The 13,897-nt window shown below is 56.3% G+C and carries 11 protein-coding genes and 4 tRNA genes; 3 read left to right on the forward strand and 12 right to left on the reverse strand.

The genetic code is table 11. The annotated features are described in order from the left end of the window. Positions 1–2: 2 nt before the first annotated feature. The 6 genes from clpP to BM035_RS01175 form a co-directional block, all read right to left on the reverse strand. Positions 3–638, reverse strand: coding sequence for an ATP-dependent Clp endopeptidase proteolytic subunit ClpP (gene clpP / locus BM035_RS01150; protein ID WP_039882061.1), 636 nt, complete (start codon positions 636–638; stop codon positions 3–5). Positions 639–812: 174 nt separating this feature from the next. Next, positions 813–2,117 carry a trigger factor gene (gene tig / locus BM035_RS01155; protein ID WP_008174593.1) on the reverse strand — a complete coding sequence of 435 codons (1,305 nt, stop codon included), beginning with the start codon at positions 2,115–2,117 and terminating at the stop codon, positions 813–815. A 222-nt stretch (positions 2,118–2,339) separates the two neighbouring features. Next, positions 2,340–2,424, reverse strand: a tRNA-Leu gene (locus tag BM035_RS01160). Between the two features lie 79 nt (positions 2,425–2,503). After that, a tRNA-His gene (locus tag BM035_RS01165) sits at positions 2,504–2,579 on the reverse strand. A 75-nt stretch (positions 2,580–2,654) separates the two neighbouring features. Further along, a tRNA-Arg gene (locus tag BM035_RS01170) sits at positions 2,655–2,731 on the reverse strand. Positions 2,732–2,764: 33 nt separating this feature from the next. After that, a tRNA-Pro gene (locus BM035_RS01175) sits at positions 2,765–2,841 on the reverse strand. 234 nt (positions 2,842–3,075) lie between these two features. Here BM035_RS01175 and folD point away from each other — a divergent pair. Further along, complete coding sequence (folD, locus tag BM035_RS01180) at positions 3,076–3,933, forward strand: bifunctional methylenetetrahydrofolate dehydrogenase/methenyltetrahydrofolate cyclohydrolase FolD (RefSeq protein WP_041645301.1); 858 nt, start codon at positions 3,076–3,078, stop codon at positions 3,931–3,933. A gap of 83 nt (positions 3,934–4,016) precedes the next feature. Here folD and BM035_RS01185 read toward each other — a convergent pair whose 3' ends face one another. The 3 genes from BM035_RS01185 to BM035_RS01195 all read right to left on the reverse strand — a co-directional run bounded on the left by BM035_RS01185 (position 4,017) and on the right by BM035_RS01195 (position 9,412). Further along, positions 4,017–6,197, reverse strand: a complete 2,181-nt coding sequence (locus tag BM035_RS01185; protein ID WP_092029885.1) for a malate synthase G — start codon at positions 6,195–6,197, stop codon at positions 4,017–4,019. Positions 6,198–6,347: 150 nt separating this feature from the next. Beyond that, entirely contained in the window at positions 6,348–7,736 is a 1,389-nt protein-coding gene (cysS, locus tag BM035_RS01190; protein ID WP_092029887.1) for a cysteine--tRNA ligase, read from the reverse strand. Further along, positions 7,733–9,412 carry a glutamine--tRNA ligase/YqeY domain fusion protein gene (locus tag BM035_RS01195; RefSeq protein ID WP_092029889.1) on the reverse strand — a complete coding sequence of 560 codons (1,680 nt, stop codon included), beginning with the start codon at positions 9,410–9,412 and terminating at the stop codon, positions 7,733–7,735. Before BM035_RS01195 ends, cysS begins: the two co-directional genes overlap by 4 nt. Positions 9,413–9,550: 138 nt before the next feature. Between BM035_RS01195 and BM035_RS01200 the strand changes: the two genes are divergently transcribed. Both BM035_RS01200 and BM035_RS01205 read left to right on the forward strand, forming a co-directional pair. Beyond that, positions 9,551–10,051: a peptidylprolyl isomerase gene (locus BM035_RS01200; RefSeq protein WP_008175011.1), complete on the forward strand. Its 501-nt coding sequence runs from the start codon at positions 9,551–9,553 to the stop codon at positions 10,049–10,051. Then, complete coding sequence (locus tag BM035_RS01205) at positions 10,048–10,773, forward strand: UDP-2,3-diacylglucosamine diphosphatase (protein WP_092029890.1); 726 nt, start codon at positions 10,048–10,050, stop codon at positions 10,771–10,773. The genes BM035_RS01200 and BM035_RS01205 overlap by 4 nt, the downstream gene beginning before the upstream one ends. Positions 10,774–10,812: 39 nt before the next feature. Here the strand turns inward: BM035_RS01205 and BM035_RS01210 are convergent, their stop codons facing one another. Genes BM035_RS01210 through BM035_RS01220 form a run of 3 tightly spaced genes read right to left on the reverse strand, consistent with a single transcriptional unit; the run spans position 10,813 to position 13,894 of the window. Continuing rightward, the gene (locus BM035_RS01210) at positions 10,813–11,583 is read right to left on the reverse strand and encodes an amino acid ABC transporter ATP-binding protein (protein WP_014577526.1); all 771 of its coding nucleotides are present in this window, start codon (positions 11,581–11,583) and stop codon (positions 10,813–10,815) included. A gap of 38 nt (positions 11,584–11,621) precedes the next feature. Beyond that, positions 11,622–12,707 carry an amino acid ABC transporter permease gene (locus BM035_RS01215; protein ID WP_053112375.1) on the reverse strand — a complete coding sequence of 362 codons (1,086 nt, stop codon included), beginning with the start codon at positions 12,705–12,707 and terminating at the stop codon, positions 11,622–11,624. Beyond that, positions 12,707–13,894: an amino acid ABC transporter permease gene (locus tag BM035_RS01220; RefSeq protein WP_092029892.1), complete on the reverse strand. Its 1,188-nt coding sequence runs from the start codon at positions 13,892–13,894 to the stop codon at positions 12,707–12,709. The genes BM035_RS01215 and BM035_RS01220 overlap by 1 nt, the downstream gene beginning before the upstream one ends. Positions 13,895–13,897 lie beyond the last annotated feature (3 nt).

Raw genomic sequence — 13,897 nt, forward strand, 5'->3', positions numbered from 1 at the left:
TATTATTTATTCGGTACGCGCTTATCAAGTATTGAATCGATCAGCCCATACTCTTTCGCCTGAGCCGGATCCATGAAGTTGTCACGGTCCGTATCCTTGGCGATAGTCTCCAGATCCTGACCGGTGTGATGGGCCAGGATCGAATTCAGGGTATGACGAATCTTCAGGATTTCACGGGTGTGAATCTCGATATCCGTTGCCTGACCCTGATAGCCACCCAGCGGCTGGTGGATCATCACTCGGGAGTTCGGCAGACACGCCCGCTTCCCGGCAGCACCGCCCGCCAAAAGGAAGGCACCCATGCTGGCCGCCTGGCCAACACAAAGTGTGGCTACATCCGGCTTGATAAACTGCATGGTGTCGTAGATAGACATACCTGCAGTTACCGAGCCGCCGGGGCTGTTGATATAGAGGTGAATATCCTTGTCCGGGTTTTCAGACTCGAGGAACAGGAGCTGGGCCACAATCAGATTCGCCATGTGGTCCTCAACCGGACCCACCATGAAGATCACCCGCTCCTTGAGCAGACGGGAATAAATGTCGAACGACCGCTCGCCGCGAGCTGTCTGCTCGATAACAATCGGTACCAGTCCGGAATTGGTAACCATTGCGGGACCATCAATTGGTTTCTGCGTCATGATGCGCCTGAACTCCTTATGGACAATGGGTCGTGGACTCGCGCCACGGCAGTTTCAATAAAGTTGCACCCCATACTTTGCCAGCAGCGGCCCCAGATGAAAACAGCCGGGCATGCCGGCTGTTCTCAGGGGTCGGCCTTCGGGACCGGCTTTCTACTCCGATCCCGGGCAAAATCAGCGCTGGGGCTGACCGGCCTGAACGGCCTCTTCATATTTGACTTTCTTTTCTTTGACCTGGGCCTGCTCCAGCACGTGGTCAACAACTGCATCTTCCAGGACTGAAGACTCAATCTGAGACTTCTGCTCCGGGTTGCTGTTGAAGTGTGCAACCACTTCTTCTGGCTGTTCATACGTAGACGCGATCTCCTGGATCTTTTCGTCTACCTTGGCCGGGTCGGCTTTCAGGTCGTTTTTCTTGACCACTTCCTGGAACAGCAGGCCAGTCTTCACGCGGCGCTCAGCCTGCTCCTGGAAAATTTCCTTGGGCAGCTGCTGCGGATCAATCTGGCCGCCGAAACGCTGGACGGCGTCCTGACGGAGACGATCGATTTCCTGATCAACCAGGGCAGCCGGAATATCCAGCTCAGTGGTTTCCAGCAGACCGTCAACAACGTCGTTCTTGACCTTGTTGGAAACCGCCTGCTTGAGCTCGCGCTCCATGTTCTTTTTGACTTCTTCGCGGAAAGTCGCTTCGTCTTCGGCATCAATACCGAACTTCTTGAAGAATTCGGTGTCGAGTTCCGGCAACTGCGGCTCTTCAACCTTGTGAATCTTGATCTCGAACTTGGCCGGCTTACCCGCCAGATCTTCGTTGTGGTAATCCTCCGGGAAGGTAACCTCAATTTCCATGTCTTCGCCGGCCTTACCACCAACGATGGCCTTCTCAAAGCCCGGAATCATCTGGCCGGAGCCCAGAGTCAGACGATGGCCTTCAGCGGCTCCGCCTTCGAATTCTTCACCGTCGATAAAACCTTTGAAGTCAATGGTCAGCACGTCCTTGTTTTTGGACTTGCGCTTGACTTCTTTCATGGTGGCCTGCTGACGACGCAGGTTGTCGATCATGTTGTCGACATCTTTGTCGGTGATCTCGGAAGTCAGCTTCTCGACTGAAATCTTGCTGAGATCGCCCAGCTCGATTTCCGGCAGCACTTCGAAGATGGCGACAAATTCAAGGTCTTTGCCCTCTTCCATGGTCTTTGGCTCGAACTTCGGCCAACCTGCCGGGTTGATATCCTGTTCCTGCAGTGCCTTGATGTAGTTGTCGCGCATAACCTCGCCAACGATTTCCTGGCGGACGCTGTCACCGAAACGACGCTTGACGACGCTCATGGGCACCTTACCCGGACGGAAACCGTTCAGGCGCACGGTACGCGCTGTTTCCTGCAGGCGTTTCTGGACCGCCTGGTCGATTTCCTGGGCGGGCACACCAATCGTCATTCGACGCTCGATGTTGGAGGTCGTTTCAACAGACACTTGCATGGAAGATCCTCAAATTACAGGTTCGGTATGTGAATGAAATTAAACCTAAAAGTCCGGTCCCAGGGAGATTCCCGGAAAAGGACCGAAAATTAAAAGCCGGTAGTTTATCATGCTTTGCACCGCCGAGAGAATCACCCTGCAATGCAGTTTGATGCTGCACAGTCACGGGACCGGCCGAATCTTGAAGACAGAGATGGGGACGAAAGAGAAAAAAGAAAGGGGTGGTGCGCGAGGAGAGACTCGAACTCTCACGGGTTGCCCCACTGGAACCTAAATCCAGCGCGTCTACCAGTTCCGCCACTCGCGCACAACAGAATGAAGAATGCCCGATGGCAAGCCTGCCATCAATCTATTCAACAAACGCGGAATCTACTCTGAAAGAAAAGTGGGGTGGACGAAGGGGATCGAACCCTCGACCGCAGGAGTCACAATCCTGAGCTCTACCAACTGAGCTACGTCCACCACATCGGGACATGCCTTTACTTTTCAACTTTGCTGGTTACGGTCGCTCCGGCGCGGACCAAGCCAACGACTTGATGGCGCGCCCGGCAGGACTCGAACCTGCGACCACCCGCTTAGAAGGCGGGTGCTCTATCCAGCTGAGCTACGGGCGCTTAACCGTTCGCCCACCTGAACATTCAGAAATTTGGTCGGGGTAGAGAGATTCGAACTCCCGACATCCTGCTCCCAAAGCAGGCGCGCTACCAGACTGCGCTATACCCCGTCTGAACTGAACAACAAGTGCCTCAGCAAAGTTGGCGCGCATATTACCGGCGCCGGAGGGTCCCGTCAACACGTATTTCCAAATTCCCTGAAACAACAGTCTCTTCAGTGACAAAGCGCCCTGACAAAAGTTCCGGCGCGCGCCGCCCAGACAACCGTCCAATTGGAGTTCCGGCGGAAGCATGAGACAATGCCGACCCTTCAATTTACCGATGCCCAACCGACAAGACGAGACATGACCGCCAAACTGATCAACGGAAAAGAGATTGCCGCCGAAGTAAGACAGCAAGTCGCCGCAGGGGTGGAAGCAAGAACCCAACAGGGGCTCAGGGCGCCCGGACTGGCTGTAGTCCTGGTCGGCAACGATCCCGCATCCCACGTTTACGTGGGCAATAAACGGAAGGCGTGCGACCAGGCGGGAATCCTCTCACTCTCATACGATCTGCCGGAAGACACTTCCCAGGAAGCGCTGGAAGCACTGATTGATGAGCTGAACGAGAACCCCACCGTGGACGGGATCCTGGTGCAACTCCCTCTGCCCTCGCATCTCGATGCAGATCCGATTCTGGTAAAAATCCGGCCAGATAAAGACGTTGATGGCTTCCATCCATACAACATCGGTCGCCTGATGCAGCGTAAGCCCACCCTGCGCCCCTGCACACCGGCCGGCATCATTACCCTGCTCGACAGCATCGACACGCCCTACAAGGGCCAGCACGCCGTCATCGTTGGCGCCTCCAACATCGTCGGCCGCCCCATGAGCATGGAGCTGCTATTGAAGGGTGCCACGACAACCGTGTGTCACCGATTCACGCCGGATCTGGAGAAATTTGTTCGTGAGGCTGACATCCTCGTTGCAGCCGTCGGCAAGCCAGGCCTGATCAAGGGCGATTGGGTAAAACCGGGTGCAACCGTGATTGATGTGGGCATCAACCGGATGGACGACGGGAAACTGCATGGCGACGTTGATTTCGCAGCCGCTTCGGAGCGCGCGGCCTACATAACGCCGGTTCCCGGCGGCGTAGGGCCGATGACCATCGCCACCCTGCTGCAAAACACCCTCTATGCGGCTGATGTCTTGCACAGGGACTAAGCCCGGAGTCAGGGTTCAGGCCCTGCCTGATCCGACGTGCCACAAAAAACCCCGCCGAAGCGGGGTTTTTTATTTCGCAGCTCTTACTGCCCGTATTTGGCTTTCGCCTTCAGGCGGTAAGCGTGCAGTAGCGGCTCGGTGTAGCCATTAGGCTGCTCGCGGCCCTTGAGAACCAGATCCAGCGCTGCCTGGAAGGCGACACTGTCATCGAAGTTGCCGGCCATCGGGCGGTACGCCGAATCACCGGCGTTCTGCTTGTCGACCACCGCTGCCATACGCTTCATGGTCTCCATGATCTGATCTTCAGAGCAGATACCATGGTGCAGCCAGTTGGCCAGCAACTGGGAGGCGATACGCAGAGTCGCACGGTCTTCCATCAGGCCGACATCATTGATGTCCGGCACCTTGGAGCAGCCAACACCCTGGTCAATCCAGCGCACAACGTAACCGAGGATGCCCTGGGCGTTGTTGTCCAGCTCCTGCTGGATGTCCTCGGCGCTCAAAGAAGCGGGATCATCCATCACCGGTACTGTCAGGATATCTTCCAGAGCGGCGCGGGTGCGGCTTTCCAGCTGCTTCTGGACATCAGCCACACTTACCTGATGGTAGTGAGTGGCGTGCAGTGTAGCCGCCGTGGGAGATGGAACCCAGGCAGTGTTCGCACCGGCCTTCGGATGCCCGATTTTCGCTTCCAGCATGCCGGCCATCAGGTCAGGCATGGCCCACATGCCCTTACCAATCTGGGCAACGCCACGGAAACCGGTTTCCAGGCCGATGTCCACGTTCCACTGCTCGTAGGCATTGATCCAGGTCGCCTGCTTCATCGCACCCTTGCGGATAAACGGACCCAGTTCCATGGAGGTATGTATCTCGTCCCCGGTGCGATCCAGGAAACCGGTGTTAATAAACACAGCCCGCTCTTTCGCGGCATGGATACAGGCTTTCAGGTTAACTGTGGTGCGACGCTCCTCGTCCATGATGCCGACCTTCAGGCTGAAGCGCGGCAGGCTCAATGCATCCTCTACACGACCGAAAAATTCGTTGGTGAATGCCACTTCTTCCGGCCCGTGCATCTTAGGCTTCACGATATACATGGAGCCTTTGGTGCTGTTCTGGAACTTGCCATTGCCCTTCATGTCGTGAATGGCGATCAGTGAGGTGATCAGACCGTCCATCAGGCCTTCCGGCACTTCGTTACCGTCTTTCAGCAGGATGGCCGGGTTGGTCATCAGGTGGCCGACGTTACGGATAAACATCAGGCTGCGGCCTTTCAGGCTCAGCTCGCTGCCATCTGCCGCGGTGTAGGTGCGATCCGCATTCATCTTGCGGGTCAACTGCTCGCCACCTTTCTCGAAGGTTTCCTGCAGATCGCCCTTCATCAGGCCCAGCCAGTTGCGATAGGCCAGCGCCTTGTCGTCAGCGTCTACAGCGGCCACGGAGTCTTCGCAGTCCATGATGGTTGTCAGTGCAGACTCCATCAGTACGTCTTTGACGTGGGCACCGTCGTCTTTGCCAATCGGGTGAGTGGCGTCAATCTGGATCTCGAAGTGCATGCCGTTCTTGACCAGCAGCACGCCGGTGGGCGCATCAGCAGCACCGGTGTAGCCAACAAAGCCGGCTTCGTCTTTCAGGCCCGTGGACTCACCGTTCTGCAGCTTGACGACCAGTTTGCCACCTTCAACTACATACTTGGCAGCATCTTTGTGACTGCCAGAGGCCAGCGGTGCCGAGCTGTCGAGCAGGTTGCGGGCCCACTCGATAACTTTGGCACCGCGAACCGGATTGTAGCCACGGCCTTTTTCAGCGCCGTCTTCCTCGGAAATCGCGTCGGTACCGTACAGCGCATCGTACAGGCTACCCCAACGCGCGTTCGCAGCGTTCAGAGCAAAACGGGCGTTCATGATCGGCACCACCAGCTGAGGGCCGGCCATGGTTGCCACTTCCGGGTCGACATTGGAGGTGGAGATCTTGAACTCGGAAGGCTCGTCAACCAGGTAACCGATGTCTTTCAGGAAAGACTTGTATTCGCCCATGTCGAGCTTCTGGCCCTTGTGATCCCGGTTCCAGCTGTCCATTTTTTCCTGGATAGCATCACGCTTGGCCAGCAATTCACGGTTGCGTGGCGCCAGCTCGTTCACGATCTTGTCAAATTCTGCCCAGAATTTATCGGCATCGATTCCGGTGCCCGGGATCGCTTCGTTGTTCACGAAATCATACAGATTCTTTGCGACCTGAATGCCGCCGACTTGTACGCGTTCTGTCATCGTTGTCTGCCTCAGTGGGTTACGTTTCCCGACTCCCCCTTCATCTTGAGGGGGCATTCTAATTTGAGCGCCGCATTGTAAGGGAAAATCCTTACAAGATCATTCCTGCAGGCGCAAAACTGGTCTGACCAACCGGCAGCTCCCGGAAATTCAGGCTTTACGCCAGGTCGTCCCCTCTCGGGAATCGTCCAGAATAATACCTTTCTCGAGGAGCTCGTCGCGGATCCGGTCGGCCTCGGCAAAATTCTTTGCCTTGCGGGCATCAGCCCTGGCCTGGATCATTGCTTCAATGTCTTCGGCGCTAAGCTCACCACCCGTGTCTGCCTGGAAGAACGCCTCGGGATCCTGCTGCAGCAGCCCCAGAACACCACCAAGCCTTACCAGAATCGCCGCACTTTGCTTGGCATCGTCTTCACGACCATCGCGACGATGCTGATTGATTTCGTTGGCAACAGCGTGCAGGACGGCAATTGCACCCGCGGTGTTGAAGTCATCGTCCATCGCCTCGGCAAACCGCTCGTCGTGCTCGGATTCCGGCACATCGGCGGCCTTGACGGGCACGATGCCTCTGAGCGCATGGTACAAACGGGTCAGAGTTCGGCCGGCCTCAGCCAGATTTTCCTCAGAGTAATCCACCTGGCTACGATAGTGGCTGGAAACCAGGAAGTAACGGACCACTTCTGCCGGGTACTTCTCCATGATCTCGCGGATGGTGAAGAAGTTACCCAGGGACTTGGACATCTTTTCTTTGTTCACCCGGATGGCACCCGCGTGCATCCAGGTGTTCACAAAAGTGTGGCCAGTGGCACATTCTGACTGGGCAATCTCGTTCTCATGGTGCGGGAACAACAGATCCGGGCCACCGCCGTGAATATCGAATGTGTCGCCGAGACAGCAGGTGGACATCGCAGAGCACTCGATGTGCCAGCCAGGACGACCATCGCCCCAGGGCGACGGCCAGCTGACCTCCCCTGCCTTTGCCGCTTTCCACAACGCGAAATCTGCAGGGCTTCGCTTGGCTTCCTGAACATCCACCCGCGCGCCCGCCAGAAGATCCTCCAGCTTTTTCTTGCTGAGCTTGCCGTAGTCATCGAAGGAATCGACCGAAAAGTAGACGTCACCATTGTCCGCTGCGTAGGCGTGGCCGCCGGCAATCAGTTTGTGGATCATCGCGATAATTTCGTCGATATACGCGGTAGCTCGGGGCTCTTCATCCGGTGACAGCACGCCGAGACGGGCTTCGTCTTCGTGCATGGCTTTGATCATCCGGTCCGTGAGTTCGTCATAGGGCTCACCGTTTTCATCCGCACGGCGCAGGATCTTGTCGTCAATATCGGTGATATTGCGAACATAGTTCACGTCGTAACCGCGATGACGCAGGTAACGGGTAATCACATCAAAGGCTACCAGCACCCGGGCATGCCCCAGGTGGCAGTAGTCATAGACTGTCATACCGCAGACGTACATCCGGACCTTGCCAGGCTCAATTGGCCGAAACTCTTCCTTCTGTTGGGTCAGAGTATTGTAGATGCGGATCACTTGCCCCCCTTGCCCCAGGAATCCCTGAGCGTAACAGTGCGGTTGAATACCGGCCGACCGGCAGCCTCGGTATGGGCCTGATCACAGAAGAAGTAGCCTTCCCGCTCGAACTGGTATGGAAGATCCATACGGGGCGCGACAAGACTCTTTTCGACGCGCGCGCCTTTGAGAACCACCAGCGATTCCGGATTCAGGTGATCCATCAGATCGCCTTCCTTGTCACTGTCCGGCGACTCGTGGTTAAACAGGCGGTCATACAGATTGATGTCTGCCTCTACACTGTCACTCGCCGAAACCCAGTGAATCACGCCGTTCGGTTTGTAGCCCTCGGGATTGACGCCCAGGGTGTTGGGATCGTACTCACACTTGAGCTCGACAATCTGGCCACTGTCGTCACGAATCACTTCCCGGCAGGTCATCACATAGCCGCCACGGAGGCGTACTGCCTGGTCCGGGGCCAGCCGCTTCCATTTACGCGGCGGCTCCATTTCGAAATCTTCCCGGTCGATATACAGAGTCTGGGTCCAGGGGACTTCCCGCTCGCCCATATCCGGATTTTGCGGGTGCACTGGCAAGGTGAGCGTTTCGCTTTGATCCGCCGGGTAATTGGTCAGTGTGACTTTCAACGGGCGCATCACACACATGGCTCTCGGGGCCCGGGTGTTGAGGTCTTCACGAATGGTGTGCTCAAGCATACCCACATCCACAGTGCCGCCGGCCCTGTTCACCCCGATCATGTCGCAGAAGGTGCGGATGGACTCCGGCGTGTAGCCACGCCGGCGCATACCGGAAATGGTTGGCATACGCGGATCGTTCCAGCCATCAACTACATTCTCATCCACCAGACGCTTGAGCTTCCGCTTGGAGGTGATGGTGTAGTTCAGATTCAGCCGGGCAAACTCGATCTGACGCGGATGGCAGGGGCCGGAAATGTTATCCAGCACCCAGTCATACAAAGGCCGGTGATCTTCGAACTCCAGTGTGCACAGGGAATGGGTGATTCCCTCCATGGCGTCGGAAATCGGATGCGTAAAGTCGTACATCGGGTAGATGCACCACTTGTTGCCGGTCTGATGGTGTTCGGCATAACGGATACGATAAAGGATCGGATCCCGCATGTTGATGTTCGGAGAGGCCATATCAATCTTGGCCCGCAGCACCAGCTCGCCGTTCTGGTACTTGCCGTCCCGCATATCGCGGAACAGTTGCAGACTTTCTTCCACCGGCCGATCCCGGTAAGGGCTGTTTCTGCCCGGCTCTTTTAGGCTACCGCGATACTCGGCCATTTCATCGGCCGTCAGGGCGCAGACGTAAGCCTTGTCCCGGGTGATCAGCTCCTCGGCGAATTCATAGAGGGCATCGAAGTAATCCGATGCGTACCGCACGTCGCCAGCCCACTCGTAACCGAGCCATTCCACATCCTGCTTGATGGCGTCGATGTATTCCTGGTTTTCCTTTTCCGGGTTGGTGTCGTCAAACCGCAGGTTACAGTCGCCGGAAAAGGTCTCGGCGATGCCAAAGTTGAGGCAGATCGATTTGGCATGACCGATATGCAGGTAGCCGTTAGGCTCCGGCGGGAATCGGGTGACCACCTTGCCGGCATGTTCTCCGCTGGCGATGGCGTCTTCGATCAGGCTCTGGATAAAGTTGTGGGCTTTCTTCGACTCGGCGCTCATACAATCTCTGTTAAAAGGGGAGTGAATCTTAAACCGCGTATTATACTCACAAATCCTTGCCGGACTCATGCATAGCGGGAAACTCTTGAGTACAATGGGCCCGTTAACGTACCTAACCTTTCTGAACAGGAAAACCTGATGATTCTGCTGAAAACCAACTACGGTGACATCAAGCTGGAACTGGACTACGACAAGGCACCGGAAACCGCCAAAAACTTTGAACAGTACGTTCGCGACGGTTTTTACGATGGCCTGATTTTTCACCGTGTGATCAGCAATTTCATGATTCAGGGCGGCGGCTTCGAGCCGGGCATGACCCCACGTAAAACCCGCGATTCGATTCAGAACGAAGCCGATAACGGACTGAGCAACATGCAGGGAACCATTGCCATGGCACGCACCATGGACCCGCACTCTGCCACAGCCCAGTTCTTTATTAACGTTGAGAATAACGGCTTCCTGGACCACACCGCCAAAAACGCGGAAGGCTGGGGCTACTGCGTGTTCGGCAAAGTGGCCGACGGCATGGACACGGTAAACGCGATTCGAGCAGTGCGCACCACCATGCGTGCAGGCCACCAGGATGTGCCTGCCGATGACGTGGTAATCGAAAAAGCCGAGGTTCTGGAGGACGCGTGACCACGCTGTTTATTTCAGATCTTCACCTCGAGGAATCCCGCCCGGATATTACTGAGGCATTTCTGGGCTTTCTCGACGGGAAAGCCAGTGGTGTTGATCAGCTGTATATTCTCGGTGATTTCTTTGAGGCGTGGATAGGAGATGACGAACGCACGCCGCTCCAGGAGCAGATTGCGACTGCCCTTCGAAAACTGCGGGACAGCGGCACCAGGATTTTCCTGATGCACGGCAACCGGGACTTTCTGATCGGCCAGGACTTCTGCGACCGGGCCGGCGCAACGCTGCTGGACGATCCGACGGTGATTGATCTGTACGGTACCCCTACCCTGCTGATGCATGGCGACAGCCTGTGCACCGCCGATGTGGAATACCAGAAGTTCCGGGCCAACATGCGTAACCCGCAGTGGCAGCAGATGATACTCCAGCGCCCCCTGGAAGACCGCCAGCAAATGGCCCGCCAGCTACGGGAAATCAGCATGGCGAAAAATCAGGGCAAGGAGGAGTTCATCATGGACGTAACCCCCGAGGAAGTGGTCAAGGACTTGGAAACGCACGGTGTCCAGCGAATGATCCATGGCCACACCCATCGCCCCGCGGTTCATGAACTGACGGCCAACGGGTCGCCGGCAAAGCGTATTGTACTGGGAGACTGGGACAAGAACGTTTGGTGGCTTGAGGCAGAGCCAGGCAAGGAGCCCGAGCTATTCAAGGAGCCGTTGTAAAAAAGCCGGGCAAATGCCCGGCTTTTTTTATTCTTGGTTTCAGTGCGCGAGTATCTGCTGGAGGAACTTCTGAGTTCTGGCTTCCTGTGGGTTGGTAAAGAACTCGTGGGGAGGCGCCTGCTCCACGATCTCGCCACCGTCCATGAAAATCACACGGTCCGCCACCGTCTTGGCAAAACCCATCTCATGGGTTACGCAGAGCATGGTCATACCGCTTCCCGCCAATTCAATCATTACGTCCAGCACTTCCTTGATCATCTCCGGATCCAAGGCCGAGGTTGGCTCGTCGAACAGCATGATCTTGGGCTTCATGCACAGGGCCCTGGCAATCGCCACACGCTGTTGCTGGCCGCCCGAAAGCTGCCCCGGGAATTTGTTAGCCTGATCCGGGATCTTGACCCGCTCAAGGTACTCCATCGCTGATGCCTCCGCTTCCTTTCGGGGCGTTTTTCGCACCCAGATCGGCGACAGGCAGCAGTTTTCCAGGACGGTCAGGTGCGGGAAGAGGTTGAAGTGCTGAAACACCATGCCGACTTCCCGCCGAACCGTATCAATGTGGCGGACATCATCGGTCAGCTCGATACCATCAACAATGATTTTGCCCTGCTGATGCTCCTCCAGCCGGTTGATGCAACGGATGAAGGTGGATTTTCCCGAGCCGGATGGCCCACAGATGACAATTCTCTCGCCCTGATCAACGGTCAGGTTGAGATCTTTGAGAACATGGAAGTCCCCGTACCACTTGTGCATGCCCTCAACCCGGATAATCCCCGGTTTTTTTCCCGGCTGGTCCTTCGGCGGGGTCTGCATTTCTGAGGTTTGTGTTTGGTCTGTCATAGGATTACCCGTCAGGTCTTATGACCAGTGTCTAGTTTTCGTTCAAGGTTCTGGCTGTATCTGGAGATGCCGAAGCAGAAGACCCAGAAACAGAACGCCACAAATACATAGCCCTCGATGGCAACATTCTGCCAGGCCGGATCGGTAACCGTGGACTGGACTGTGCCGAGGATATCGAAGAGGCCGATAATCAACACCAGCGTGGTGTCCTTGAACAGGGAAATGAAGGTGTTCACGATACCCGGAATAACCATCTTCAGAGCCTGCGGCAGGATGACCAGCCCCATTTTGCGCCAGTATCCCAGCCCCAGAGCATCGGCAGCCTCATACTGGCCCCGGGGAATGGCCTGCAGGCCACCGCGAATCACTTCCGCCATGTAAGCGGACTGCCACAGGGTTATACCAATCAGCGCCCGCGCCAGTTTCTCGAAGTTCACACCTTCCGGGAGAAACAGCGGCAGCATCACCGAAGCCATGAACAGAACCGTGATCAACGGAACCGCCCGCCATACCTCGATAAAGACCACACAGATCCCGCGGATGATCGGCATCTCGGAGCGACGACCCAGCGCCAGCAATATGCCAATGGGCAAGGACGCAATAATCCCGATGTAAGCCAGGATCAGGGTCAGCATCAGGCCGCCCCATTTCGAGCTCTGCACTTCTTCCAGGCCGAAACTGCCTCCGGGAATCAGGAAGTAGCCAACAATGGGCAAACCAAAGATACCGAACAGCCCGAGCCACTTGCGGCCGGGGAACCGCTCGATGAACTGGGGTACAAAGGAAACCGCCAGCAGCAGGAACATCACGTCGACCCGCCACTGCAGTTCATCCGGGTAGAATCCGTAGATAAAGAAATTCAGACGCTGGCTGATAAACAGCCAGCAGGCACCCGCTCCCGTACAGGCGCTCGGATCACTGCCAACAAAGTTGGCGTCGAGGAAAAACCAGTTGAGCAAAGGCCCTACACTGGTCACCAGCAGATAGGCCACACCCAGCGTCAATACCGTGTTGAACCAGCCGGAGAACAGGTTCTCCCGCATCCACTTGACCGGACGGAGCGCCTTCTTGGGTGCTTTCATGGTTGACTCGGTCATCATCGCTCCTTAATGGCCACAGCCCGGTTGTAGATATTCATGAACAGCGAGATCAGCAGACTGATGGTCAGATACACCGCCATGGTAATGGCGACAACCTCGACGGCCTGCCCCGTCTGATTCAGCGTAGTGCCCATGAAGACCGCCACGAGATCCGGGTAACCGATGGCCGTTGCCAGGGAGGAGTTTTTCACCAGATTCAGATACTGACTGGTGAGCGGCGGAATGATGACCCGCATGGCCTGCGGTATCACCACCAACCTGAGGGTAAGACCATTGGGCAGCCCCAAAGCCTTGGAGGCCTCGGTTTGTCCCTTGCTGACCGACAGAATACCGGAGCGGACGATTTCAGCGATGAAGCTGGCGGTGTACAGCGACAGTGCAATCCACAGAGCCGCCAACTCCGGAATGATGGTAATTCCCCCGCCAAAGTTGAAGCCCCTGAGCGCTGGCAAATCCCACTCTAGAGGCCGACCGGCCAAGAGATAAGAGATAATCGGTACCAGCACCAGAATAGCCACGCCGACCTTGAAGGTCGGGAAGATCTGTCCGGTCGCCAACTGGCGTTTTTTCGCCCATATCCGAATCCCGACGACAGCAGCGATGGCAAGCAGAATACCGCCCCAGACAATCCCGAAACCTTCCTGGGTCACTGGATCTGGCAGGTAAAGGCCCCGGTTGTTCAGGAACAGCGCTCCGCCGACATCAACACTCTGGCGTGGTGACGGAAGATTACTGAGTACGGCAAAGTACCAGAAGAAAATCTGCAGAAGCAGCGGTATGTTGCGGATCACTTCGATGTAAACCAGCGCCATTTTGGCCACAAGCCAGTTACTCGAGAGTCGCGCAACACCAATGATGAAACCGAGAATGGTGGCGGCAACGACACCCATCGCGGAAACAAGCAATGTATTGGTTAGACCAACCCAGAAGGTTCGGCCATAAGACATGGTTGCATCATAAGGCACCAGATTCATGATGATGCCGAACCCGGCGGTTTCACCGAGAAAGCCGAAACCGGTGCTGATGCCACGGCTTTCCATGTTGGAAAGCGTGTTATCGACGAGAATCCATCCGCCCCAGAACACGAGGGCAATGGCTACCGCCTGAAAGAAGAGTGAGCGGACCCGGGGGTCGTACCAGGGCTTGGGCCCTGCAGGTCGGGTATCGATTGTTTGTTTTTTCATGGA

This window comes from Marinobacter sp. DSM 26671 (assembly GCF_900112835.1).
Taxonomy (GTDB): Bacteria; Pseudomonadota; Gammaproteobacteria; order Pseudomonadales; family Oleiphilaceae; genus Marinobacter; species Marinobacter flavimaris.

Bases quoted from the DNA above. Each gene is read 5' to 3' on its own strand.
- clpP (WP_039882061.1), bottom strand. From the start codon at position 638: ATGACGCAGAAACCAATTGATGGTCCCGCAATGGTTACCAATTCCGGA.
- BM035_RS01210 (WP_014577526.1), bottom strand. From the start codon at position 11,583: ATGCAGACCCCGCCGAAGGACCAGCCGGGAAAAAAACCGGGGATTATC.
- folD (WP_041645301.1), top strand. From the start codon at position 3,076: ATGACCGCCAAACTGATCAACGGAAAAGAGATTGCCGCCGAAGTAAGA.
- BM035_RS01185 (WP_092029885.1), bottom strand. From the start codon at position 6,197: ATGACAGAACGCGTACAAGTCGGCGGCATTCAGGTCGCAAAGAATCTG.
- BM035_RS01220 (WP_092029892.1), bottom strand. From the start codon at position 13,894: ATGAAAAAACAAACAATCGATACCCGACCTGCAGGGCCCAAGCCCTGG.
- BM035_RS01195 (WP_092029889.1), bottom strand. From the start codon at position 9,412: ATGAGCGCCGAGTCGAAGAAAGCCCACAACTTTATCCAGAGCCTGATC.
- tig (WP_008174593.1), bottom strand. From the start codon at position 2,117: ATGCAAGTGTCTGTTGAAACGACCTCCAACATCGAGCGTCGAATGACG.
- BM035_RS01200 (WP_008175011.1), top strand. From the start codon at position 9,551: ATGATTCTGCTGAAAACCAACTACGGTGACATCAAGCTGGAACTGGAC.
- BM035_RS01215 (WP_053112375.1), bottom strand. From the start codon at position 12,707: ATGACCGAGTCAACCATGAAAGCACCCAAGAAGGCGCTCCGTCCGGTC.